The organism is Rhodococcus wratislaviensis, from assembly GCF_041228765.1.
Taxonomy (GTDB): domain Bacteria; phylum Actinomycetota; class Actinomycetes; order Mycobacteriales; family Mycobacteriaceae; genus Rhodococcus_F; species Rhodococcus_F wratislaviensis.
This window is the reverse complement of sequence record NZ_CP150488.1, coordinates 7,020,927-7,042,685: the sequence shown is the minus strand read 5'-3', so window position 1 is coordinate 7,042,685 and position 21,759 is coordinate 7,020,927. Positions and strand designations below refer to the sequence as shown.

The window sequence follows — 21,759 nt, the reverse complement described above, 5'->3', positions numbered from 1 at the left end:
TGCCACGGTAACCTCATCCCGCGAGGAGGCCGGAGACCAGCGCAATCCCCGGAATCGCAGCTAAAGTGGTGACGAAAGCGGTGTCCCGCGCCAGGACGGTTCCCACCCCGTACCGGCTGGCGTAGACGAAGACGTTCTGTGCCGTCGGCAGCGTCGCCACCACCACGATGGCGAACAGTTCGTGGCCGTCGAGCCCGAGCAGATAGCGCGCCATCAGGTAGGCCAGCACCGGTTGCACGACGATCTTGAGCACCGACGCCAGCGCGACGTCGCGTCGCGGACTCGTCCCCTTCTCCAGCACCCGCACCCCGTAGAGCGAGATGCCGAATGCGAGCAGCGCACCCGGAACCGACGCGCCACCCATGAGCCGGAACGGCTGCATCAGGGCTTCCGGGGGTGTCCAGCCGAGGAGAGCGATCAGCAGTCCCGCGGCGCCCGCCACGACGATCGGGTTCTTGAACGGCGCGGTGATCGTGTCGAGTCGCGACGCACCGCGGCGGAGCGTGGTGACGTCGAGGATGGTGAGGGCGATGGGGGAGTACGCGATGATCTGGAACAGCAGCAGCGGCGCCACGAACGACGCGTCGCCCAGGACGAACACCGCGATGGGAATCCCGAGATTCGCGGAGTTCACGTACGACGCCGACAGTGCGCCGATCGTCAGTTCCGGAAGGGACCTGCGTAGCCACACCCGCGCGACGAACATGTACAGTGCGCCGACCGTCAACGCCGTGACAGCCGCGACGGCCAGAGTGGGCGAGAAGATCACGGAGAGGTCGGACGATGCGAGCGAATCGAACAGCAGCGCCGGTGTGGCGACGAAGAACACCAGCCTGCCCAGGACGGATTCGCCCTCCGCGCCCAGCGTCCCGCGACGGCCGAGCATGTAGCCGATGGCGATGATGACGAATATGACGGTGAATCCCGCAACCACTCCCGACACGCTGCGGGGCACCTCCTCGACAGGTCAGCCTCCTGTCGGCAAACCTTCCGAAGTCTAGTGCTCGGCATTCGGGTGGGTGACAATAGCCTCCGGTCGGGGAGATCGTCTGTGCGCGTGTTCCGTCGCGCTCGAGGAGTCGCAATGCTGCGTCGAACGACCGTCCTCTGTGCGCTGTTCTGCGCGTGGACCCTCGCCTGGGGTGCCGCTCCCGTGGCGTCGGCGCTCGCCCCGCCGTCGAGTGGGGATCCGCAACTGATCGCACTCGCCGGGCAGGTCCTCGGCCGCAGCTACCGCGAGAACGCGAGCGTCGCGTACATCGACGCGTCCGGCACCCGGTTCGCGAATTTCGGGGCCACCGAGGACACCGACTTCGAGATCGGTTCCGTCACCAAGACGTTCACCGCGGAGCTGTTCGTCGACGCCGTCGCCCGGGGCGAGGTGCGCGAGGACACGAAGGTCGGAGATTTGCTGCCGCTGCAGGGCGCACCGGTCGGCGACGTGACGCTGCTCGAGCTGGCATCCCACACGTCCGGGCTGGCGCAGTTCCCGATGAGCACCGACACCGTGGTGGCCGTCGGGCACTGGGTGGTCGCGTCCAACCCGTTCACCTACGACCGGGCGACGCTGCTGCAGCAACTGCAGTCGGCGCCGCTCACCACCCGCGGCAGCTACTCGTATTCGACCGTCGGCTTCGCGCTGCTCGGTCAGGCGCTGGCCGCGGCCGCGCACACCGACTACCCGTCGCTGCTCCGCGAGCGCATGCTCGTCCCCCTCGGACTGTCGCAGTCGTGGATGCCGCTCACCGCCGCCGACCTGCCCCCGAACGTCACCCGCGGATTCGACGTCCTGCACCGGTCGCAGGACCCGTGGCCGCTGGACGCGTACGCCCCGGCCGGCGGGTTGCGGTCCACGGCGAACGACATGTCGACGTACGTCCGGGCACTCCTCGACGGGACGGTCCCCGGCGCCGCGGCCATGGACCCGCGGTGGATCGGCGACAACTACCGCGCGCTGACGTGGTCGATCGTCCCGTTCGAAGGTCGCGACTACACATTGCACGGCGGCGCGACCGGTGGTTTCCAGTGCACCGTCGTGCTCGACCGCGCGAACGACCGCGGGCTCGTCATCCTCACCGACACCATCGGCGGACTCGAGCAGCAGGGTCTGGAGATCCTCGCCCACACCCCCATGTGAGTGCTTCCGCGTCCCGGGACACACAACGCCACTCACATGCGCTGATACCCCCGCTGGGTATGTCCGGTTACAGTGGGTCGTGTGGAGACGGCAACCGGGCGGAGGCGCACAGTCGTGGCGCGTGCCGCGCTGCTGATCGCCGTCGCCGCCGGGGTGCTCCTCATGCACAGCCTGATCGCGCCGACCGCGATCGCGGCGGTGCACGAGCAGCCCCCGGCCGCCGCGTCCCACGCCGAGGACCCCCACGGTTGCGGCGGGGACGGCTGCGAGCAACCCCATCTCACCGGACATCAGTGTGCCGGGGTGATCGTGGTGATCGCCGCGCTGACGTCGGTGATGTTGCTGTGGGGGCATTCCGCCGATCCCGTCGGCCGACGGTCCCGGGTGAGCGCCGCCCGTGTGCAGTCGGGGCGCGGTCCACCACCGTGGACGGTGTTCTCTTTGGCGGAACTCTCGATTCTGCGGGTGTGACAGGGAGCCCGGGGCGTGTGCCCCGGCGGATCCGACTGTCATTTTCCCGAACTGATCTCGAGGAGTTCCTCATGCGTACCACCAACACTGTCCTGATCGCCGCCGCTGCAGGCGCGGCTCTCGTCCTGACCGGCTGCGGCACCGACTCGGCAGGCACCTCGTCGACGTCCGGTGCCTCGACGTCCGTGGTCGAATCGCAGGCGCGGTTCAACGACGCCGATGTCGCGTTCCTGGAAGGGATGTACCCGCATCACGCGCAAGCGGTCGAGATGGCCGACCTGGTCGCCGGCCGCACCGACAACGCCGACGTGGTTGCTCTCGCCGCCGCGGTCGAGGCGGCGCAGCAACCCGAGATGGACCGGATGACGGCCTGGCTCCAGCAGTGGGGGAAACCGGTTCCGACGCCCGACATGTTCGGCATGCACGGCATGAGTCACGGCGACGGAATGATGTCGGCCGATCAGATGGACGCCCTGACGGCACTGTCGGGCACGGAGTTCGACCGGCAATGGCTGACCATGATGATCGAGCACCACGAGGGCGCGATCGACATGGCGAACACCGAACTGGCCGACGGTGAGAACCCGGAGGCCAAGCAGATGGCCACCGACATCGTGACCGCCCAGCAGAAGGAGATCGCCGACATGCAGGCCGCGCTCGGCTGACCGGAATGACGAAAGGCCGCGTAATCCGTGGATTACGCGGCCTTTTCGGTGCCTACGTGAGTTACCGGCTCGTGAAGGGCAGCAGAGCCATCTCGCGAGCGTTCTTGACGGCGACGGCAACCTGACGCTGCTGCTGCGGGGTCAGGCCCGTGACGCGGCGGCTACGGATCTTGCCGCGGTCCGAGATGAACGTGCGGAGGAGGTTGATGTCCTTGTAATCGACGTACTCGATCTTGGCCGCGAACAATGGGTTCTTCTTGGGCTTGCGGCCCTCGACGGGACGCGGCTTCTTCGACGGTGTTCTCTTGACTGCCATCTTCTTCCTTTACCAGCTCGACTTGTGGACGCCTGGCAGCTCCCCGCGGTGCGCCATCTCGCGAACACGCACGCGAGAGAGCCCGAACTTCCTCAGGTGGCCGCGCGGACGTCCATCCGCAGCGTCTCGATTGCGCAATCGTACCGGACTCGCGTCGCGGGGCAGACGCTGCAGTGCCGCCCGGGCCTCCGCGCGCTCGTCTTCGCTGCTCGACGGACGGCGGATGGTCTCCTTCAGCTCCGCGCGGCGCTCGGCCCAGCGTGCCACGACGATCTTTCGCTGCTCGTTCTTTGCGATCTTCGACTTCTTGGCCATGTGCGGTGTCTGCTACTTCTCTTCTCGGAAATCGACGTGCTTCCGCACGACCGGGTCGTATTTCTTCATCACGAGACGATCGGGATCGTTGCGGCGGTTCTTGCGGGTCACGTACGTGTACCCGGTGCCTGCCGTCGACTTCAGTTTCACGATCGGGCGGATCTCGTTGCGGGTGGCCATCAGATCTTGTCCCCGCGGGCGCGGATGCGGGCGACGACGGCCTCGATGCCGTCCCGGTCGATGGTTTTGATGCCCTTGGCGGAGAGCGTGAGGGTGACCCGCCTGCCCTCACTGGGCAGGAGGTAGGTCTTCTTCTGGATGTTGGGATCCCAGCGCCGGTTGGTTCGCTTGTGGGAGTGCGACACGGACTTGCCGAATCCTGGCTGGCGTCCGGTCACCTGGCAGTGCGCCGACATGGTGTTCCTCTCCTGTCCCCTCGCGGAACCGCCACGAGAGGTTATGACAATCATTTTCGACAACGACGAGATTCCAATGTAGCGTTCTGCCCACGTAATGACAATCGTTATCGAAAGGGTGCTCGTGAGTGAGATACTCGACGGCCGGACGCCGCTGATCCTGGTTTCCGGGTGGAACGGCCCCACCGAGGGCGCGGCTCGGTCGCTGCTCCGCGAAGGCACCGTGCCGCCGCCGGGTCGGCCTGGCGGCGGGGGAGCGCGAGAGGTGAGCGAGAAGCGGTTGGGCAGGTGCGGGAACGCGTCTCGACGCCGCCGAGAATGCGCAGGAGCGTCGTCTTACCGGCACCGTTGACCGTCGTCGTGCATCACGACCTCGACCTCGTGCACGAAGGCGTCGTCCGCCGGACCGTCACCACGCTGGAGTCGGGGGCGCCGCTCGAGCGCCTCGGCGTCCTCGAACTGGCGCACGGCTGCATCTCCTGCACGCTCCGCGAGGACCTTCTCCCGCTGCTCCGCCGCCTGCACACCCGCAGTTCGGTGCAGCGCATCGTGCTGCACCTCGACCGCAGGCTCGAACCCGAGGCGGTGTGCTGGGCGCTCGAGCACGTGGCGGTGTCCGGCGTGGTGGGGCAGATCGACGGTCCGGCATCGCGGGACGTGCGCGTCGACGGCGTCGTCACCTGCCTCGACGCGGGATCGTGGCTGGCCGACGCCACCGGCGACGAAGCGCTGGACGACGACCGCACCGTTGCGCAGGTCACGGTCGGGCAGGTGGACTTCGCCGACGCACTGGTGGTGTCGGGCAGTGCGGGCGACGGCTGGCAGCAGGCCCGGCTCCACGCCGTCCTGTCCCGGCTCGCACCGGGCGCGCCGATCGTCTGGGGCGGGGACCCGCCCGACGTCGAGCGCCTGCTCCTCGACATCCCGGCCGGCGCGCGGCGGGGTGAACCGTCCCACGCCCACTCACCACTGCTGCGCGGGCAGCCGCCGCTGTCCCACGACTGCGGCGTCATGCTCGTCGAGTTCACCGCCACCCGGCCCTTCCATCCGGAGCGACTACACGAGGCCGTCGACGTGCTCCTCGACGGAGTCGTCACGTCTCGCGGGCGCATATGGGTCGCGACGCAGCCCGACGAGGCGCTGTGGCTCGAATCAGCCGGTGGGGGACTGCGGGTGGCCGGTGCCGACCGATGGCTGGCCGCGATGACCCCGGAGGAACAGGAACAGGTCGGGGTCGCGCGCCGCGCGATGGCAGCGCTGTGCTGGGACGAGCGCTTCGGCGACCGGCACACGTCGATGGTGGTGCTGGTGCATGCCGCCGACCCCACCGAGATCGACCGCACGCTGCAGTGGGCGCTCGTCACCGACGACGAACTCGCGGACGAGGCCGCCTGGCAGTCGTGGCCCGACCCGTTCGGGCAGTTCCACGAAGACCCCTGCGAGAGCAGCGAATCACCCTACGCAGAACCCGAATCGAGAGAGGGACACGAATGAAGCCCCACATCCACCCCGACTACCACCCCGTGGTGTTCCAGGACGCGAGCACTGGAACGACGTTCCTCACGCGGTCGACGGTGACCAGCGACCGCACCCTCGAATGGGCGGACGGTAACACCTATCCGCTCGTGGTCGTGGACGTGACCAGCGAGTCGCACCCGTTCTGGACCGGCGCGCAGCGCGTGATGGACACCGCGGGCCGCGTCGAGAAGTTCGAACGCCGCTACGGAGTGCGCAAGCGCCCGTGAGTACTTGTTAACCGCGGGCGGTTAACAAGTACTCACGGGTCGACGACGAAGGAGGAGACACACCATGGCAGTACCGAAACGCAGAATGTCGCGGTCCAATACGCGCAGCCGGAGATCGCAGTGGAAGGCCCAGGCGCCCGACCTCGTCGACGTGACGGTGGGCGGCGCCACGCATCGCGTGCCGCGCCGGCTGGTGAAGGCCGTGAAACTGGGATTGGTGGACCCGGCCGGGAAATGACGCTCCTCGTGCGAACCTTGGCGGGTGCTGCTGTACATCCTGGAACTGGTGGGCATCGCGGTGTTCGCGGCCTCGGGCGCCCTGGTGGGGGTGACGAAGCGCCTCGACATCTTCGGTGTGTGCGTGGTCGGTGTCTTCACCGCTCTCGGTGGCGGCATCGTCCGCGACGTCCTGCTGGGCATCCACCCGCCGACGTCGCTGGGCAGCTGGCCGAACCTCGGCACGTCGTTCGGCATGTCGTTGCTGGTGTTCTTCCTGCATTCGACTGTCGGGCGACTGCGCCGGGAGATCCTGGTGCTCGACGCTCTGGGCATGGGCCTGTTCGCGAGCACGGGCGCGGTGATCGCGCTCGACCACGGGGCGAGTCCGCTCGCGTCGTGTCTCATCGGCGGGACGGCGGCGATCGGCGGCGGGATCTTGCGCGACGTGCTGGTGAACGAGGTCCCGTTGCTGCTGCAGCGGGACTTCTACGCAGTGCCGGCGCTGCTCGGTTCGGCGCTGGTGGTCGTGGTGAGCGAGTGGGGTTCGGGCACCGACGTGGCGCTGGTGGTGGGCACGGTGTTCGCGTCGGCGCTGCGGGTGCTGGCGCTGTGGCGGAACTGGGGTCTGCCGGGCCCGCGGGTCCTCGAGTGACCGGCGCCATCGCACTTCGATGATCCCTTCTCAGACATATCTCAGTTGATCGGGCCAAACTGTCGGGTATGCGCATTTTGGTGGTCGACGACGATCGCGCCGTGAGGGAGTCCTTACGGCGGTCTCTCAGCTTCAACGGATACTCGGTGGAACTGGCCGTCGACGGTATCGATGCCCTCGAGAAGGTGGCGAACGCGCGCCCCGACGCACTCGTGCTCGATGTGATGATGCCGCGCCTGGACGGTCTCGAGGTGTGCCGACGGCTGCGGAGTACCGGCGACGACCTGCCGATTCTCGTCCTCACGGCACGCGACTCCGTGTCGGAGCGGGTGTCGGGCCTGGACGCCGGAGCCGACGACTACCTGCCGAAACCCTTCGCCCTGGAGGAGTTGCTGGCCCGGCTGCGCGCACTGCTGCGCCGCGCCGCGCCGGAGCCGGGCATCGACTCGGAGAAGATGACGTTCGAGGACCTCACGCTCGACCCGGTCACCCGCGAGGTGACGCGTGGCGAGCGGTCCATCAGTCTCACCCGCACCGAGTTCTCGCTTCTCGAGATGCTGATGGCCAACCCGCGCCGGGTGCTGACCCGCGGCCGCATCCTCGAGGAGGTGTGGGGTTACGACTTCCCGACGTCCGGCAACGCGCTGGAGGTGTACGTCGGGTATCTGCGTCGCAAGACGGAGGCGGACGGAGAGACCCGCCTGTTGCACACCGTCCGCGGAGTCGGCTACGTGCTGCGGGAGACTCCTCCGTGATGGCAGTTCCGTTCCACAAGACCGCCGACAAGTCGGGGTCGGCGAAGCACGACTCGCACCACATTTCCCGGCACCCCACAGGTCCGATCCCGTTACCACCCGAGATGCGGCCTCCGATGCCGTTGACGCGGTCGGTGTCGCTGCGGTGGCGGGTGACGCTGCTCGCCGCGTCCGTGGTGGCCATCGCGGTGGCCGTGATGGCCATCGCGGCGTACGCCGTGGTGTCGCGGGCGCTGTACGCGGATGTGGACAACCAGCTGCGCACCCGGGCGTCGGCGCTCATCGACAGCAATCTCGTGACGTTCGATCCGCGCTACATCGCGGGCGCGACGCTGTACACGACGGATATCAGTGTGGCGCTGATCTTCCCGGACCTCGACACGTACACGCCGCCGGGGTCGAGTGTCCCCATCGGCGAACCCGAACTGTCGGTGGCCCGCGGCGAGCGCGACACGTCGTTGCGGACGGCGGAGAATCAGCGGGTGCTGGCCGAGCGCACCCAGGACGGCAGCACGCTGGTGATCGCGCAGCGACTGGCGCCGACGGGTGCCGTGCTCGACCGGCTCGCCTGGGTGCTGTTCATCGTCGGCGGGTGCGGAGTGGTCCTCGCGGCCGCCGCCGGAACGACGGTGGGGCGCACCGGTCTGCGTCCGATCGCCCGGCTCACCGCCGCCACGGAACGGGTGGCCCGGACCGACGACCTGACGCCCATGCCGGTGACGGGCAACGACGAACTCGCCCGGCTCACCGAGAGTTTCAACACGATGCTGAGGGCGCTCGCGGAGTCGCGGGAGCGGCAGAGCAGGCTCGTCGCCGATGCGGGACACGAACTGCGGACCCCGCTGACGTCGCTACGCACCAACATGGAGTTGCTGATCGCATCGAGTCGTCCTGGCGCACCGCATATTCCGGACGAGGACATGGCCGAGTTGCGTACCGACGTGGTGGCGCAGATCGAGGAACTCTCACAGCTGGTGGGCGACCTCGTGGATCTTGCCCGTGAGGACGCGCCGGAAACCATCTTCGAGAGAGTCGATCTCAGCGAAGTGGTGGAACGGAGCCTCGAGCGGGCACGCCGCCGGCGCAACGAGATCGACTTCACCGCAGTCACCGTGCCCTGGTTCGTCTACGGCGACCACGCGGGACTGTCGCGGGCGGTGCTCAACGTGCTCGACAACGCGGCCAAGTGGAGTCCCACCGGTGAGCAGGTGCGTGTGGCGATGAAGCCGGCAGGCGACGGACTTCTCGAACTCACGGTGGACGACGCGGGACCGGGCATTCCGGAGGAGGATCGGGAGCTGGTGTTCGACCGTTTCTACCGGTCGACGGCCTCGCGCTCGATGCCCGGCTCCGGGCTGGGGCTGGCCATCGTCAGGCAGGTCGTGGTCAAGCACGGCGGCACGATCGCCGTCGACGTCTCCGAACGGGGCGGTGCGCTCATCCGGATCGTCCTTCCGGGCGAACCCGAAGCGGAATAGTCTCAGGGTCTCGGCTAACTCAAAGGCCGGTCTCAGGACCTTCTCAGTCCCACCGGGCACTCTCGTACACAGAGACGGTGCGACTGCCCCTGCGGGCGGTCGCGGGAGATGGAAGTGATGCGATGACCGAAGATCGAAACAGTCACGACGGCAGCAGCCGCGACAATGCCGGTGGCGACCAGGGCGCGCGCCCCGATCAGCCCGCCCACCCGCAGTCGACGCCGGGTTACCACCCGACCGAGCAGTTTCCGGCCACTCCGCAGAACCCCGCGGGCGGTCCGATGGGGCAGCAGGCCTACGGCGCGGCCGGGTACCCCCAGGGCAATCCGTACGGTGCGCCGCACCAGCCCACACAGCAGTTCGGACAGCCTCAGCACGGCGCCCCGGGACATCCGGGTGCCCAGCACGCGGCCGGGCAGCACGGTGCGCCTCAGGGCCCGTTCCCCGGCCTTCAGGGCCCCGGACAGGCCGGGGAGGGATCGACGGCGACCGTGACCAAGCGTCCCGCCCGCACCGCCATCGTGGTGGGCGCTGTGGCGCTCGCCCTCGTGAGCGGTGGCATCGGTGGCGTCGTGGGCTCTTTGGCAACCGACCGGAACGGTAGCGGCGCCGCGGTGACCAACTCCCTCGACGCCCCCAAGAACAACACCGCGACCCCGGCCGCGAACGCACCGGCCGGTTCGGTGCAGGCGGTCGCGAACAAGGTGGTCCCGAGCGTCGTCCAGATCGAGGTGGCGACGGCGGGCGGTTCCGGTGGAGAAGGATCCGGCATCGTCATCTCGTCCGACGGCATGATCCTCACCAACAATCACGTCGCGGGCGCGGCCGCCAAGGGTGGCAAGCTGACGGTCGCCTTCTCGGACGGCAGCACGGCGGACGCCAAGCTGGTCGGCGCCGACCCCGTGTCCGATCTTGCGGTCATCAAGGTGGACGGCAAGACCGATCTCACTCCGATCGAGCTGGGAACGTCCGGCAACGTGCAGGTCGGACAGCAGGTCGTGGCGATCGGGTCGCCCCTCGGCCTGGCCGGGACCGTCACCGAGGGCATCATCTCGGCGCTCAATCGCCCGGTGTCCACCAGCGGTGAGTCCGGCAACCAGAACACCGTCATCGACGCCCTCCAGACGGACGCGGCGATCAACCCGGGCAACTCCGGCGGCGCCCTCGTCAACATGGACGGCCAGCTGATCGGCATCAACACCGCCATCGCGAGCATCGGTGGTTCCGGTGCGGGTGAGCAGAGCGGATCCATCGGACTCGGCTTCGCGATCCCGGTCGACCAGGCCCGGCGCATCGCGGACGAGCTGGTCAAGACGGGCAAGGCCACCCAGGCTGTCATCGGGATCCAGGTCCCGTCGCAGGACGCCGCCAACGGTGCCACCGTCGTCGAGGTCACGTCGGGCAGCCCGGCGGAGAAGGCGGGAATTCCGAAGGGGTCGGTGATCACCAAGGTCGACGATCGCGTCATCACCAGCGGCGACGCACTTATCGCCGCCATCCGTTCACACGCACCGGGAGACAACGTGTCCATCACTTACACCGACGGGAACGGATCCAATACGAAGACCGTCGACGTCACGCTCGGAACCGCCGAACAGGGTGGCCGCTGATGAACACGGGGATTCTCGGGCAGGTCGAGTCCGTTCTGAACGGGGCCACTACGGTAGGGACCATGGACATCGAAGCCTCGCTGGCCGGCCGCGCGCTGGTGGTAATCGTCGACGACCGCACCGCTCACGGTGACGGCAAGGACTCCATCGGGCCTCTGGTGACGGAACTGCTGAACGAGGCCGGCTTCATCGTCGACGCCATCGTGGCGGTGGCGGCCGACGAGGTGGAGATCCGCAACGCGCTCAACACGGCCGTCATCGGTGGCGTCGACCTCGTCGTCTCCGTCGGCGGCACCGGCGTGTCGCCCCGTGACGTCGCTCCCGACGTCACCGCCGAGGTCCTCGACCGCGAGATTCCGGGAATCTCGGAGGCCCTCCGGTCTTCGGGTCTCGCCGCCGGTTCCCTGGACGCTGGGCTCTCCCGCGGGCTCGCCGGAGTGTCCGGCAGCACACTCGTGGTAAACCTCGCTTCCTCCCGCGCCGCGGTCCGGGACGGCATGGCCACCCTGACGCCGCTCGCGGCGCACGTGATTTCCGAATTGTCCGGTCTGGAAGGCTGAGACGATTTCTCGTTCCGACGAGCCGGACTCGCCCAGCGAGCCCGACGAGCAGGCAGTTCCGAGCCGGGCCCCGATCGACAGGGCCCGGCTCGAACGCATCTTCGGGGACGTCTTCCCCGACACCACCGCGGACGAACGCGAACCCGGGGACGGGCCCGGCGCCGCTGCCGGCGACGAATGGCTGCGCCGTCAGCGCCCCCCACATCACGGGTAGTTATCTTCGAAACCCTCACCTTAAGCGAATCGTGATCTGCGGTCGCGCCCTGCGATCACCCTGAGTTTTTGTGCGTCTGCCCGAGCGGAATTTTCCCGGGCGCGGGGTGCTCTTCAGCGTTCTTTCAGGCATCACATTCCGGTCAGAACAGACATCCTTCGAGCTTGTGAACCGAATGTAAACGTTACCGAACTTAACGTGAACAGCCAGTGAACCTGCAGGTCAGGGGAGTGGCAAGTGGTCGGAATTCTCGCGCAAATCCCACACGTTGGACACGTTTTCGGGTGTGGCATACATCACGATTCCGTTTCCGATGGAATTAATTGCTTAGGCAACCACCTGCCGGTTACTGTCCTCGGCGAGTCAGTACTGGAGATGGAGGGCAGGGTCGATGTGCCGTTGCCCAGTCGGAACTCTGACAGTTCGTCAGTGATTTCGTCTTCAGCGCGGTTATCGAGCTGTGATCATCCGTAGTTCACTCTGCGGACATCACAGCTCTGGATACTGCGCTGGGCCCGACATGGACCACTCCTCAGTCTCGAAGGTCGTGACTGGGAACCAGCAGAATCCTGATGAGGGGAACGAATGAGCGAGAACCGAAAGACCGGCCTGCGCCGTGGAGCCCGCATTGCCGGCCTTGGTGCCGCTGCGGCTATAGTCCTCGGCCTGATGTCCACGGGTGCGGCCAACGCCGACACCTTCGTGCCGCTGCCGGGTGGCGAAAAGGTCGTCAACGCGGGAAGCGTCACGGCCAAGATCGCCCGCAACGCGGAGAGCGCTCTGGTTTCTCCGTCGCTCGCCGCCAATGGTGCGGGCCGCACAGCATGGGTGTCGGGTGACGTGTTCGCCGAGCTCGGCGGCGAGATCCCGGAGGAAGGCGCAACGCTGACCACCGGTTACATCGTGGGTTGCCAGGCCGACATCACCGGCCTCGAGGGTGGTCTGAGTGCCGATCTCGGTCTCGACTCGCTCGGCCTGGGTGGTTCGCTGTCGATTCCGATCAGCGCCGGTGAGGTGAAGTTCGCGAAGGTGAAGTCCAAGACGGACCTGAAGCCGGGTGTGTCCGCGATTCAGTACCGCGACCAGCAGATCGAGGTCCAGGGTTGCGGCGGCTACGCGCAGGCTCGTGCGTACACGGTCCTCGAGATTCCGGGGAACCACTACGTCAAGTCGACCCTCTACGGGCAGCCGTTCAGCATCGGCTGATTGCTCGTAAGCAGATCCCACTTCACGACTTCTCGCGTCAGCGACTTTCACCCTAGAGGGGAACAATGAACAGCAAGACCCTGCGCCACGGCGCCAAGGCTGCCGGCGTGGTCGCCGCGGCCACCGTCGCGATCGGCCTCTTCTCCACCGGTGCGGCCAACGCCGACACCTTCGTTCCGTTGCAGGACGGCACCGTCACGCAGACGCTGCTCGACGGCACCGTGGTGACCGTGCGCCAGACCGGCAACACCGCGAACATCAGCCCGTCGATGGGTTCGACGCCGCTGCACCGCAACGTGTGGACGTCGGGCTCGATCGACGTCTCGCTCGAGGGTGGCACCGCCAAGGGTGGCACCATCGACGCCGGTTACATCGTGGCGTGCCAGCTCAACTTTGGCGGCTCCGTCGACGCCGAGGCCGGCGCGAGCATGGCGCCGTCCGACCTCATCGGCGCAGCCACCGGCGGCGCTGCTGCCGCGATTCCGGCCGAGGGTGGTGCCGGCAGCGGCATCACGATCGGACCCGGCCAGGCCACCAACGTGCCGATCCTCGACATCGAGTACGAAGACGACTACGGCGCCGAGGCTCACAAGAGCAGCTTCAAGTTCACCGGCAAGAGCGGTGGATTCACGTACTCGGACGAGACGTTCGGTATCTCCGGTTGCGCCGGCTACGCGCAGGCCCGCTCCTACGTCAAGGTCGCGGTCTCGACCGACTCGGTCGACGGCACCGTCACCCTGTGGGGACAGCCCTTCAGCCTCGGCTGACGCAATGACGCCGAAGAAAAATTGAACAATGTAGTACCTCGAGGTTGGGGGCGTACGGCACTTCCGTACGCCCCCAACCTCGCTCTATGCGCTGTTGTGCATGTCACAGTTAGGACACGGGGGCTGGCGCGGAGGCAGATTCGGACACGTGGCTATAACATTTGGACGTTGTTTCAGCTAACTTTATCCCGTCAAGAGGTAAAGACTGCCTAACCGAACGCCGGGTAGGTGGTACCTGATGAGGGGAAAGAATGAGCGAGATCCGTAAGTCAGGCCTGCGCCGTGGGGCCCGCGTTGCCGGCCTCGGTGCTGCCGCGGCTGTTGCACTCGGCCTGATGTCCACCGGTGCAGCCAACGCCGACACCTTCGTGCCGCTGCCGGGTGGCGAAAAGGTCGTCAACGCAGGAGGCGTCACTGCCAAGATCGCCCGCAACGCCGAGAGCGCTCTGGTGTCGCCGTCGCTGGCCGCCAATGGTGCGGGCCGCGTTGCGTGGGTGTCGGGTGACGTGTTCGCCGAGCTCGGTGGCGAGGTGCCCGAGGAAGGCGCAACGCTGACCACCGGTTACATCGTGGGTTGCCAGGCCGACATCACCGGCCTCGAGGGTGGTCTGAGTGCCGATCTCGGTCTCGACTCGCTCGGCCTGGGTGGTTCGCTGTCGATTCCGATCAGCGCCGGTGAGGTGAAGTTCGCGAAGGTGAAGTCCAAGACGGACCTGAAGCCGGGTGTGTCCGCGATTCAGTACCGCGACCAGCAGATCGAGGTCCAGGGTTGCGGCGGCTACGCGCAGGCTCGTGCGTACACGGTCCTCGAGATTCCGGGGAACCACTACGTCAAGTCGACCCTCTACGGGCAGCCGTTCAGCATCGGCTGATCAGCGCGCACCCGAACAACCAACCTTTTCGAGTCGTGTGGGCTGCCACTGTGCCCACTGTAAGAAACCCTAGAGGGGAACAATGAACAGCAAGACCCTGCGCCACGGCGCCAAGGCCGCCGGCGTGGTCGCCGCGGCCACCGTCGCGATCGGCCTCTTCTCCACCGGTGCGGCCAACGCCGACACCTTCGTTCCGCTGCAGGACGGCACCGTCACGCAGACGCTGCTCGACGGCACCGTGGTGACCGTGCGCCAGACCGGCAACACCGCGAACATCAGCCCGTCGATGGGTTCGACCCCGCTGCACCGCAACGTGTGGACGTCGGGCTCGATCGACGTCTCGCTCGAGGGTGGCACCGCCAAGGGCGGCACCATCGACGCCGGGTACATCGTGGCGTGCCAGCTCAACTTCGGTGGCTCCGTCAATGGTGAAGCAGGTGCCAGCCTGACGCCGTCCGAGGTGATCGGTGCAGCTACCGGCGGTCCTGCCGCATCGATCCCGGCCGAGGGTGGCGCCGGTAGCGGCATCACGATCGGACCCGGCCAGGCCACCAACGTGCCGATCCTCGACATCGAGTACGAAGACGACTACGGCGCCGAGGCTCACAAGAGCAGCTTCAAGTTCACCGGCAAGAGCGGTGGATTCACGTACTCGGACGAGACGTTCGGTGTCTCCGGTTGCGCTGGCTACGCGCAGGCCCGCTCCTACGTCAAGGTCGCGGTCTCGACGGCTTCGGTCGACGGCACCGTCACACTGTGGGGACAGCCCTTCAGCCTCGGCTGATAATTCGTTCCACCCATGACTCCGGGCCCGTGCACGCAGCTGCTGCACGGGCCCGGAGTCGTCGGAAGCTACTCGCGAGTCTGCTCGAGGTTCGCTGCCTTGTCGGAGGTCATGGCATGCGCTCCGTCGGAACTCGCTGCCGCTCCGTCGGGTTGGAGGCTCACTTCGAGGATGTCGCGGATCTGGATCAGCAGGTCGGCCTCACTGGCCTTCTTGTCTGCGGGCTCGGTGATGAACCGCTTCTTCGCGGCGTTTGCCGGGACGATGAGAATGAAGTACACGACCGCGGCGATGATCACGAAGTTGATCACGGCCGTGATGACGGCGCCGATGTTGATGAAGGTGGCCGGGTTGTCGGAGAGAATCTGGTAACCCCAGCCCAGATCGTTGGCGCCGCCCGCAACGGCGATCAACGGATTGATCACGTTGTTCGTGAACGCTGTGACGATGGCGGTGAACGCGGCTCCGACTACGACCGCGACGGCGAGGTCGAGGACGTTCCCCCGGAGCAGGAAGTCCTTGAATCCCTTGAGCATGTCGACGTCTCCTCGAGTGGGGGGCAAGTCATCCAGCACTATTCGGAGAAAAGCCTAGATCAGCGCGGCTCCGCGTGACGGATCACTGAAAGGTCACGGTGATCGCGCTCGTGAGGGATGCGGCGGCCACCGTCGTGGCCTCGGATGCCGGAAGGGCCAGCATTACCACGCGTTCGCGCTGGTCACGTCCATTCTCGGACGGTGTCACCAACACCACGACGGCGCGGGACGCCAGTACGGTGGCGCCGGACCGCCGGTCCGGATTCGCTGGTGTGTCGGGATCGACCGTGAGCACGTCGACGCGATCGCCCTCACGCAGAAGTTCCGTGACCGCGGGATCGGCGAGCCGGACGGGGACGATCCGGGCGTCGTCCATGCCCGCCGCGGCCGCGGCCAGGCGGGGTCCCAGTACTCGGACGTCGGTGAGGGCTTCACCGGCGCGTGTCGGTCCGGCGAGGGTGCGCCCGTCTATGTCGGACACTGCGGTGACGGCGCCGTCGGGCAGGGTCCCGACCTCGAGTTCCACCAGTTTCACGTCGGCCTGCGTGAGAACGACGCCTGGTTGCAGATCGTGGGCGGCCACCACGACTGCGGAGCGGGCCGAGTCGGGGTCTCCGCGGGCGAGGAGAGCCAGTGCGAGGCAGACCAGCGCGGCGGCCAGGACGCGTCTGGCGACGAGGGCGCGGGCCCAACCGGGATGGGCGAGATCCGACAGCCGGTCGGCCCACGACGGGCTCAGACTTCGGTGTGCTCGGTTCGACCGGCGGCGACCGGTCTGGACAGGGTCGAACGACATGGTTCGACGCTACGAGACCGGCGGGCCCGTGGGTACGCCGAAAGGGCCCGCCTGTGGATGGACGAGAAGTTGTGGATAACTCGCGGAGAAGCGAGAACTAGCTGGCAGCGGCCTTGGCCGGTGCGGCAGTCGCGGTGCTCGACGAGCTGGACGAGGCAGTCGACGAACTTTCCGACTTCGCGGCGGGAGCAGAATCGGTCTTGGCCGGCTCGCTTGCTGCGCCGGACGTGCCGCGGCTGTCGGTGCGGTAGAAACCGCTGCCCTTGAAGACGATGCCGACGGAGTTGAACAGTTTGCGAAGCTTGCCCGAGCATGCGGGGCAGACGGTCAGGGAGTCATCACTGAACGACTGGACGATGTCGAAACGGTTGTCGCATGCCGTGCACGCATATGAATAAGTGGGCACCGGGGTTCCTCCGCACTGTGTAGTCAAACCGCAGGTTTTAGCACTCTACAGTCGACAGTGCCAACAACGCTAATCAGAGAACTATTCCGGGCGGGAAACGCGTCGTCAGCGGTCGCCGAGCGGGACGAGGCCCGATCCGGGGGTGAGTGCCCATCCCATACGTACGTCATGGGGATCCTCGGGCAGCTCCGACACCAGTTCCTCGTCGCGGACCACCGTGATCAGCCGCGCGTCGGAGGCGGCGAGGCCGAGCGTCCGGTCGTAGAAGCCCGCGCCGCGGCCGAGCCGCACGCCCCGCCGGTCGACGGCCAGGGCGGGAACGAAAATGGTTTCGGCCGAACGTATCTCGTCGGGTTCCCACACCGGACCGGTGGGCTCGCGCAGGCCGTAACTCGCGTCGGTGAGACCGTCCGCGCCGGTGAACTCGGACCAGTGGAGCGGACCCGGTTCACGGGTGACGGGCACGAGGACACGTCCGGCGACCTGTCGGAGGGCGTCGAGAAAATCCACCGATCCGGGCTCGAGCGCGGTGGGAACGTAAGCGCAGACGGTCGCTCCGCCGGCGATTCCCTGTGTGACGAGTGCGACGAGCGCCCGGTCCTCGGCGGTGCGGAGTTCGGGGGTCAGAGCGCGCCTCCCGGAGAGCACCAGTTGCCGCCACTCGTCCTTCGTTCGTGCGTGCATGCCCCAACCTTAGAGCCGGCCGGAGAGCGCCCCCGACGGGTTCCGGGAGGTTACTGACAGGATCTTGGTGACTGTCGAGTAGGTCCGCACAGTTATGGTGTGGGCATGACAGACGCCGCACCGCACACCGCCAGCGCCTTTCGCACGGCTGTAGTGCCCGCAGCGGGAATGGGTACGCGATTCCTCCCCGCGACCAAGACCGTGCCGAAAGAGCTGCTCCCGGTGGTGGATACCCCGGGTATCGAACTCGTGGCCGGAGAGGCCGCGGATTCGGGTGCCGGCCGGCTCGTGATCGTGACGTCGCCGGGCAAGGACGGAGTGGTCGCCCACTTCGTCGAGGACCTCGTTCTCGAGAGCAAGCTCGAGGCCAGCGGCAAGTATCACCTGCTCGAGAAGGTGCGCAAGGCTCCCGGCCTGCTCGAGGTGGAATCCGTCGTCCAGGACGAACCTCTCGGCCTGGGCCACGCGGTCGGCTGCGCGGAGTCGGTCCTCGACGACGACGAGGACGCCATCGCCGTGCTCCTCCCGGACGACCTGGTGATGCCGCGCGGAGTGCTCGAGACGATGTCGCGGGTCCGCCGCAAGCGTGGCGGCACCGTCCTCTGCGCCATCGACGTCCCCAAGGATCAGGTGAGCTCGTACGGCGTCTTCGAGGTCGAGACGGTTCCCGACGCCACCAACCCCGACGTCCTCAAGGTCATCGGCATGGTCGAGAAGCCTGCTATCGAGGATGCGCCGTCCACGTTCGCCGCCGCAGGTCGCTATCTCCTCGACCGCGCGATCTTCGATGCGCTGCGGCGGATCGAACCCGGCGCAGGCGGCGAGCTCCAGCTCACCGACGCCATCGCCCTCCTCATCAAGGAAGGCCATCCCGTTCACGTCGTCGTGCACCGAGGCACGAGACACGATCTCGGAAATCCCGGCGGCTACCTCCGAGCTGCGGTTGACTTTGCGTTGGACATGGACGAGTACGGCCCATCGTTGCGCGAATGGCTGATCGACCGATTGAAGCGGACGGATTCCTAGAAGCTCGGGAGGCAAGAACTTGCGGTCGGTCGAGGAGCAACAGACGATCGTGACCGCGGCCGCGGTGGCGCCGCGGCCGGTCCGTGTGGCGATCTCCGAAGCCCAGGGGCTGCTGTGTGCCGAAGAGGTGGTCACCGAGCGTCCGCTTCCCGGTTTCGACCAGGCCGCGATCGACGGCTATGCCGTCCGCAGCGTCGACGTCCAGGCTGCCGGAACCGATATCCGGGACGACGACGGTGTTCCCGTCGAACTGTCGCTTCCCGTGGTCGGCGAGGTCACGGCCGGTTCGCGGCAGCCGATCCGGCTGCAGCCGCGTCAGGCCGTCAAGGTCGACACGGGTGCTCCGCTCCCGACGCTCGCCGACGCCGTCCTTCCGCTCGACCGCACGGACGGTGGCCGGGCCCGCGTCAAGATCTACAAACCGGTCCGGTCCGGCGACTACGTGCGCCGGGCCGGCGACGACGTGCAGCCGGGAGACGTCGCAGTCCGGGCAGGCACCATCATCGGAGCCGCGCAGGTGGGGTTGCTGGCGGCGGTGGGTCGCGACAAGGTGCTCGTGCATCCCCGGCCCCGGCTGTCCGTCATCTCGGTCGGTGGCGAACTCGTCGACGTCGACCGGACCCCCGGTCCCGGCCAGGTCTACGACGTCAACTCCTACGCTCTGGCCGCCGCCGCCCGCGACGCAGGAGCCGACGTCAACCGGGTAGGTATCGCGAACGCCGACGCCCGCCGCCTGCGCGAGGTGGTGGAAGGTCAGCTGATCCGGTCCGAGATCGTCGTCATCGCGGGTGCCGTCGGCGGCGGCGCCTCCGAGGACGTGCGGGACGCACTCGCCGATCTCGGCAACCTCGAGGTCGACCGGGTCGCGATGCATCCGGGATCGGTCCAGGGTTTCGGTCAGCTGGGCCGGGACGAGGTCCCGACGTTTCTGCTCCCGTCCAATCCGGTGAGCGCGCTGGTGGTGTTCGAGGTGATGGTGCGCCCGCTGATTCGCATCGCGCTGGGGCGCAGGCAGCCGATGCGACGCGTCGTCACCGCCCGCACCGTCGCACCGATCACGTCCATCGAGCACCGCAAGGGGTTTCTGCGCGGTCAGCTCATGCGCGACGAGGCCACGGGGGAGTACCTCGTCCAAGCTCTCGGCGGGGCGCCGGGCGCCTCCTCGCACCTGCTCGCCACGCTGGCCGAGGCCAACTGCCTCGTCCTCATCGACCCCGAGATCACCGAGGTCCGGACCGGTGACCAGGTGGACGTGGCCTTCCTGGCGCAGCGGGGCTGATGACACCGCGACAGTGTGAGACGGGATGACACAGCATCCGGGTTGGCCGCCGCATCTCGGGCCCCTGCGGGTGAAGGGTGGCGTCGTCACCGTGCGCGCCATCAGGTTGCGTGACGCGGCCGCGTGGAGCCGTCTGCGCACCCGTGACCGTGCGCACCTCGAACCGTGGGAGCCGACGGGGGAGGCGCCCTGGGAAGCGCGCCACCATATTTCGGGATGGCCCGGACTGTGCAGCAGTCTGCGTTCGGAGGCCCGGAAGGGTCGCATGCTGCCGATGGCCATCGAACTCGACGGCAATTTCTGCGGCCAGATCACGATCGGCAACGTGGTGCGGGGTGCACTGCGCTCCGCCTGGATCGGTTACTGGGTAGCCAGCGACGTCAACGGGCTCGGGGTGGCCACGGGCGCACTCGCGCTGGGGCTCGACCATGCGTTCGGGCCCGTGGGTTTGCATCGCGTGGAGGCCACCGTGCGGCCGGAGAACCTGGCGAGCCAGGCGGTGCTCCGCAACGTCGGCTTCCGCGAGGAGGGTCTCCTCGAGCGCTACCTGGATGTCGACGGGCAGTGGCGCGATCACATCCTGGTCGGCATGACCGTCGAGGACGTGCCCGGCACGGTCGCGGATTCGCTCGTGCGGAGTGGCAAAGCCACCTGGGCCTGACCGACGTAGCGGACATGGACAAACGTCCAGCTACGCGGCAGTTATCTCACGGTATCAAAGCTTCCCGACCGGGACTCGGCTTTCGGCGAGTCTTTGCCGGATCGTTTCCTCTGCCTCCTCGAGGCATGTCGAGCACCACATTTTCACGTTACGCATGTGACACCTGAGTATGGTGAGATCGGCGCGTCTGCGAAGATGTGCGTGTTCATGCGGTTAGCCTGGGTGGGTCAACAGCGGTATCCATGCTGGTAGACGATTGGGAGGAGGTCGCCGTATGCCGAACTCGTTTCTCTGGATCGGGCTCGTCGTCGTGTGGCTCTTCGTCCTGGTCCCGATGCTGGTGAACAACCGCCCCCGGATTCGGCAAACCAGTGACGCAGCACTCGCGACGCGTGTGCTGCACCGCGGTGACGAACGTCCCGTGCAGCGTGGACCCGCGGCTGGACACCGCAGCGACCCGTACTGGCAACCGGAACCGGACCACTACGGCTACGACGCGGAGGACCTTGTGGACACTCACGCAGAGGAAGACGAGTTCGACGGTGAGCGGGCACCGGTGGGTGAGTACGTACCGGCGCGCCGGGGGCGTGGCGGCTTCGATCCCGAGGCCGATGCCATCGCGCGCGAGGCCCGGTACGCGTTCCGCCAGCGGTCGGTTCTCGGACTGGTGTTCGCGACGATCATGTCGGCGGCGCTCGGGCTGATCATCTCCCCGCTGATGTGGTGGGCGTTCGCGGCCGGTGTGATCGGACTCTTCGGCTACTTGGCGTATCTGCGCCGGCAGGTTCAGATCGAGCAGGAGATCCGTCGTCGGCGGACCGCGCGTCTGAATCGTTCGCAGTTGGGTGTCGAGTCCCGCAGTGACGAGGAGCTCCGCCTCATCCCGGCCCGGTTGCGGCGTCCAGGTGCCGTCGTCCTCGAAGTGGACGACGAGGACCCCGAATTCGATCATCTCGAACACTTCGACGACGCGCCGATGCAGCAGGCCACGATGCGCCGAGCTGCCGGTGAGTAGCCGGCCGAATCGGGCCGAAAGCCACGCCGGTGTAGGCGATTCGCTCCCGCCGCGGGTGGCCTGCTAGAGTTTGCCGAGCGGATCGCAGGATCCGCACGGGGCTGTGGCGCAGTTGGTAGCGCGCTTCGTTCGCATCGAAGAGGTCAGGGGTTCGATTCCCCTCAGCTCCACCAC

Annotated in this window: 28 protein-coding genes and 1 tRNA gene; 20 read left to right on the top strand and 9 right to left on the bottom strand. The window is 67.3% G+C overall.

Features of this window, described 5'->3' with window-relative positions; translation table 11 throughout:
• Positions 1–13: 13 nt before the first annotated feature.
• Entirely contained in the window at positions 14–943 is a 930-nt protein-coding gene (locus WKC72_RS32545; protein ID WP_112300802.1) for an AEC family transporter, read from the bottom strand.
• Between the two features lie 141 nt (positions 944–1,084).
• On the opposite strand from WKC72_RS32545, the gene WKC72_RS32540 reads away from it, so the two are divergent.
• The 3 genes from WKC72_RS32540 (at position 1,085) to WKC72_RS32530 (ending at position 3,273) form a co-directional block, all read left to right on the top strand.
• On the top strand, positions 1,085–2,137 hold the full coding sequence (locus WKC72_RS32540) for a serine hydrolase (RefSeq protein WP_112300803.1): 1,053 nt from the start codon (positions 1,085–1,087) through the stop codon (positions 2,135–2,137).
• An 81-nt stretch (positions 2,138–2,218) separates the two neighbouring features.
• Positions 2,219–2,608: a DUF6153 family protein gene (locus WKC72_RS32535; protein ID WP_370180831.1), complete on the top strand. Its 390-nt coding sequence runs from the start codon at positions 2,219–2,221 to the stop codon at positions 2,606–2,608.
• 71 nt (positions 2,609–2,679) lie between these two features.
• On the top strand, positions 2,680–3,273 hold the full coding sequence (locus WKC72_RS32530; protein ID WP_370180830.1) for a DUF305 domain-containing protein: 594 nt from the start codon (positions 2,680–2,682) through the stop codon (positions 3,271–3,273).
• Between the two features lie 61 nt (positions 3,274–3,334).
• Here WKC72_RS32530 and rpsR read toward each other — a convergent pair whose 3' ends face one another.
• Genes rpsR through rpmB form a run of 4 tightly spaced genes read right to left on the bottom strand, consistent with a single transcriptional unit; the run spans position 3,335 to position 4,320 of the window.
• The gene (rpsR, locus tag WKC72_RS32525; RefSeq protein WP_370180829.1) at positions 3,335–3,589 is read right to left on the bottom strand and encodes a 30S ribosomal protein S18; all 255 of its coding nucleotides are present in this window, start codon (positions 3,587–3,589) and stop codon (positions 3,335–3,337) included.
• Positions 3,590–3,598: 9 nt separating this feature from the next.
• Entirely contained in the window at positions 3,599–3,904 is a 306-nt protein-coding gene (rpsN, locus tag WKC72_RS32520) for a 30S ribosomal protein S14 (protein WP_005259913.1), read from the bottom strand.
• Between the two features lie 12 nt (positions 3,905–3,916).
• Positions 3,917–4,084 (bottom strand): 50S ribosomal protein L33, encoded by a 168-nt coding sequence (rpmG, locus tag WKC72_RS32515; protein ID WP_037243738.1) that lies wholly within the window; start codon positions 4,082–4,084, stop codon positions 3,917–3,919.
• Positions 4,084–4,320 (bottom strand): 50S ribosomal protein L28, encoded by a 237-nt coding sequence (rpmB, locus tag WKC72_RS32510; protein ID WP_005238644.1) that lies wholly within the window; start codon positions 4,318–4,320, stop codon positions 4,084–4,086. The genes rpmG and rpmB overlap by 1 nt, the downstream gene beginning before the upstream one ends.
• 318 nt (positions 4,321–4,638) lie before the next feature.
• Between rpmB and mrf the strand changes: the two genes are divergently transcribed.
• The 12 genes from mrf to WKC72_RS32450 all read left to right on the top strand — a co-directional run bounded on the left by mrf (position 4,639) and on the right by WKC72_RS32450 (position 15,182).
• Positions 4,639–5,814 carry a ribosome hibernation factor-recruiting GTPase MRF gene (gene mrf, locus WKC72_RS32505; protein ID WP_370180828.1) on the top strand — a complete coding sequence of 392 codons (1,176 nt, stop codon included), beginning with the start codon at positions 4,639–4,641 and terminating at the stop codon, positions 5,812–5,814.
• Entirely contained in the window at positions 5,811–6,065 is a 255-nt protein-coding gene (locus WKC72_RS32500) for a type B 50S ribosomal protein L31 (protein WP_037243740.1), read from the top strand. The genes mrf and WKC72_RS32500 overlap by 4 nt, the downstream gene beginning before the upstream one ends.
• A 64-nt stretch (positions 6,066–6,129) precedes the next feature.
• Positions 6,130–6,303 (top strand): 50S ribosomal protein L32, encoded by a 174-nt coding sequence (gene rpmF / locus WKC72_RS32495; protein ID WP_112300807.1) that lies wholly within the window; start codon positions 6,130–6,132, stop codon positions 6,301–6,303.
• Between the two features lie 24 nt (positions 6,304–6,327).
• Positions 6,328–6,936: a trimeric intracellular cation channel family protein gene (locus WKC72_RS32490; protein WP_005238652.1), complete on the top strand. Its 609-nt coding sequence runs from the start codon at positions 6,328–6,330 to the stop codon at positions 6,934–6,936.
• A 68-nt stretch (positions 6,937–7,004) separates the two neighbouring features.
• Complete coding sequence (locus WKC72_RS32485; protein ID WP_005238656.1) at positions 7,005–7,691, top strand: response regulator transcription factor; 687 nt, start codon at positions 7,005–7,007, stop codon at positions 7,689–7,691.
• On the top strand, positions 7,691–9,169 hold the full coding sequence (locus tag WKC72_RS32480) for a HAMP domain-containing sensor histidine kinase (protein WP_037243744.1): 1,479 nt from the start codon (positions 7,691–7,693) through the stop codon (positions 9,167–9,169). The genes WKC72_RS32485 and WKC72_RS32480 overlap by 1 nt, the downstream gene beginning before the upstream one ends.
• Positions 9,170–9,291: 122 nt before the next feature.
• Entirely contained in the window at positions 9,292–10,779 is a 1,488-nt protein-coding gene (locus WKC72_RS32475) for a trypsin-like peptidase domain-containing protein (protein WP_370180827.1), read from the top strand.
• The gene (locus WKC72_RS32470) at positions 10,779–11,339 is read left to right on the top strand and encodes a molybdenum cofactor biosynthesis protein B (protein WP_005567398.1); all 561 of its coding nucleotides are present in this window, start codon (positions 10,779–10,781) and stop codon (positions 11,337–11,339) included. The genes WKC72_RS32475 and WKC72_RS32470 overlap by 1 nt, the downstream gene beginning before the upstream one ends.
• Positions 11,340–12,138: 799 nt before the next feature.
• Positions 12,139–12,759, top strand: coding sequence for an MspA family porin (locus tag WKC72_RS32465; RefSeq protein ID WP_370180826.1), 621 nt, complete (start codon positions 12,139–12,141; stop codon positions 12,757–12,759).
• A 65-nt stretch (positions 12,760–12,824) separates the two neighbouring features.
• Positions 12,825–13,526, top strand: coding sequence for an MspA family porin (locus WKC72_RS32460; RefSeq protein WP_037243748.1), 702 nt, complete (start codon positions 12,825–12,827; stop codon positions 13,524–13,526).
• A 251-nt stretch (positions 13,527–13,777) separates the two neighbouring features.
• Entirely contained in the window at positions 13,778–14,398 is a 621-nt protein-coding gene (locus WKC72_RS32455) for an MspA family porin (RefSeq protein WP_112300809.1), read from the top strand.
• Positions 14,399–14,480: 82 nt separating this feature from the next.
• Entirely contained in the window at positions 14,481–15,182 is a 702-nt protein-coding gene (locus WKC72_RS32450) for an MspA family porin (RefSeq protein ID WP_112300810.1), read from the top strand.
• 68 nt (positions 15,183–15,250) lie between these two features.
• On the opposite strand, the gene mscL is transcribed toward WKC72_RS32450, so the two are convergent.
• The 4 genes from mscL to WKC72_RS32430 form a co-directional block, all read right to left on the bottom strand.
• The gene (mscL, locus tag WKC72_RS32445) at positions 15,251–15,718 is read right to left on the bottom strand and encodes a large conductance mechanosensitive channel protein MscL (protein ID WP_037243754.1); all 468 of its coding nucleotides are present in this window, start codon (positions 15,716–15,718) and stop codon (positions 15,251–15,253) included.
• 82 nt (positions 15,719–15,800) lie between these two features.
• On the bottom strand, positions 15,801–16,514 hold the full coding sequence (locus tag WKC72_RS32440; protein WP_268791170.1) for an SAF domain-containing protein: 714 nt from the start codon (positions 16,512–16,514) through the stop codon (positions 15,801–15,803).
• Between the two features lie 97 nt (positions 16,515–16,611).
• Positions 16,612–16,920: an FmdB family zinc ribbon protein gene (locus WKC72_RS32435; protein WP_005238679.1), complete on the bottom strand. Its 309-nt coding sequence runs from the start codon at positions 16,918–16,920 to the stop codon at positions 16,612–16,614.
• A 105-nt stretch (positions 16,921–17,025) separates the two neighbouring features.
• Entirely contained in the window at positions 17,026–17,604 is a 579-nt protein-coding gene (locus WKC72_RS32430; RefSeq protein ID WP_112300812.1) for a 5-formyltetrahydrofolate cyclo-ligase, read from the bottom strand.
• A 105-nt stretch (positions 17,605–17,709) separates the two neighbouring features.
• Between WKC72_RS32430 and WKC72_RS32425 the strand changes: the two genes are divergently transcribed.
• The 5 genes from WKC72_RS32425 to WKC72_RS32405 all read left to right on the top strand — a co-directional run bounded on the left by WKC72_RS32425 (position 17,710) and on the right by WKC72_RS32405 (position 21,758).
• A complete protein-coding gene (locus tag WKC72_RS32425; RefSeq protein WP_009478891.1) occupies positions 17,710–18,630 on the top strand; it encodes a UTP--glucose-1-phosphate uridylyltransferase in 921 nt (306 codons plus the stop codon).
• Positions 18,631–18,649: 19 nt separating this feature from the next.
• On the top strand, positions 18,650–19,909 hold the full coding sequence (gene glp / locus WKC72_RS32420) for a gephyrin-like molybdotransferase Glp (protein ID WP_128639424.1): 1,260 nt from the start codon (positions 18,650–18,652) through the stop codon (positions 19,907–19,909).
• Positions 19,910–19,934: 25 nt separating this feature from the next.
• On the top strand, positions 19,935–20,570 hold the full coding sequence (locus tag WKC72_RS32415; RefSeq protein ID WP_037243762.1) for a GNAT family N-acetyltransferase: 636 nt from the start codon (positions 19,935–19,937) through the stop codon (positions 20,568–20,570).
• Positions 20,571–20,844: 274 nt separating this feature from the next.
• A complete protein-coding gene (gene glpR, locus WKC72_RS32410; RefSeq protein WP_037243764.1) occupies positions 20,845–21,585 on the top strand; it encodes a gephyrin-like molybdotransferase receptor GlpR in 741 nt (246 codons plus the stop codon).
• Between the two features lie 97 nt (positions 21,586–21,682).
• Positions 21,683–21,758 (top strand) — tRNA-Ala (locus WKC72_RS32405).
• Position 21,759 lies beyond the last annotated feature (1 nt).

Excerpts from the sequence above, each read along its gene's own strand:
- WKC72_RS32540 (WP_112300803.1), top strand. The coding sequence starts at position 1,085 with ATGCTGCGTCGAACGACCGTCCTCTGTGCGCTGTTCTGCGCGTGGACC.
- WKC72_RS32530 (WP_370180830.1), top strand. The coding sequence starts at position 2,680 with ATGCGTACCACCAACACTGTCCTGATCGCCGCCGCTGCAGGCGCGGCT.
- rpsR (WP_370180829.1), bottom strand. The coding sequence starts at position 3,589 with ATGGCAGTCAAGAGAACACCGTCGAAGAAGCCGCGTCCCGTCGAGGGC.
- rpsN (WP_005259913.1), bottom strand. The coding sequence starts at position 3,904 with ATGGCCAAGAAGTCGAAGATCGCAAAGAACGAGCAGCGAAAGATCGTC.
- rpmG (WP_037243738.1), bottom strand. The coding sequence starts at position 4,084 with ATGGCCACCCGCAACGAGATCCGCCCGATCGTGAAACTGAAGTCGACG.
- rpmB (WP_005238644.1), bottom strand. The coding sequence starts at position 4,320 with ATGTCGGCGCACTGCCAGGTGACCGGACGCCAGCCAGGATTCGGCAAG.
- mrf (WP_370180828.1), top strand. The coding sequence starts at position 4,639 with ATGCGCAGGAGCGTCGTCTTACCGGCACCGTTGACCGTCGTCGTGCAT.
- WKC72_RS32500 (WP_037243740.1), top strand. The coding sequence starts at position 5,811 with ATGAAGCCCCACATCCACCCCGACTACCACCCCGTGGTGTTCCAGGAC.
- rpmF (WP_112300807.1), top strand. The coding sequence starts at position 6,130 with ATGGCAGTACCGAAACGCAGAATGTCGCGGTCCAATACGCGCAGCCGG.
- WKC72_RS32485 (WP_005238656.1), top strand. The coding sequence starts at position 7,005 with ATGCGCATTTTGGTGGTCGACGACGATCGCGCCGTGAGGGAGTCCTTA.
- WKC72_RS32480 (WP_037243744.1), top strand. The coding sequence starts at position 7,691 with ATGGCAGTTCCGTTCCACAAGACCGCCGACAAGTCGGGGTCGGCGAAG.
- WKC72_RS32475 (WP_370180827.1), top strand. The coding sequence starts at position 9,292 with ATGACCGAAGATCGAAACAGTCACGACGGCAGCAGCCGCGACAATGCC.
- WKC72_RS32470 (WP_005567398.1), top strand. The coding sequence starts at position 10,779 with ATGAACACGGGGATTCTCGGGCAGGTCGAGTCCGTTCTGAACGGGGCC.
- WKC72_RS32465 (WP_370180826.1), top strand. The coding sequence starts at position 12,139 with ATGAGCGAGAACCGAAAGACCGGCCTGCGCCGTGGAGCCCGCATTGCC.
- WKC72_RS32460 (WP_037243748.1), top strand. The coding sequence starts at position 12,825 with ATGAACAGCAAGACCCTGCGCCACGGCGCCAAGGCTGCCGGCGTGGTC.
- WKC72_RS32455 (WP_112300809.1), top strand. The coding sequence starts at position 13,778 with ATGAGCGAGATCCGTAAGTCAGGCCTGCGCCGTGGGGCCCGCGTTGCC.
- WKC72_RS32450 (WP_112300810.1), top strand. The coding sequence starts at position 14,481 with ATGAACAGCAAGACCCTGCGCCACGGCGCCAAGGCCGCCGGCGTGGTC.
- mscL (WP_037243754.1), bottom strand. The coding sequence starts at position 15,718 with ATGCTCAAGGGATTCAAGGACTTCCTGCTCCGGGGGAACGTCCTCGAC.
- WKC72_RS32440 (WP_268791170.1), bottom strand. The coding sequence starts at position 16,514 with ATGTCGTTCGACCCTGTCCAGACCGGTCGCCGCCGGTCGAACCGAGCA.
- WKC72_RS32430 (WP_112300812.1), bottom strand. The coding sequence starts at position 17,604 with ATGCACGCACGAACGAAGGACGAGTGGCGGCAACTGGTGCTCTCCGGG.
- WKC72_RS32425 (WP_009478891.1), top strand. The coding sequence starts at position 17,710 with ATGACAGACGCCGCACCGCACACCGCCAGCGCCTTTCGCACGGCTGTA.
- WKC72_RS32415 (WP_037243762.1), top strand. The coding sequence starts at position 19,935 with ATGACACAGCATCCGGGTTGGCCGCCGCATCTCGGGCCCCTGCGGGTG.
- glpR (WP_037243764.1), top strand. The coding sequence starts at position 20,845 with ATGCCGAACTCGTTTCTCTGGATCGGGCTCGTCGTCGTGTGGCTCTTC.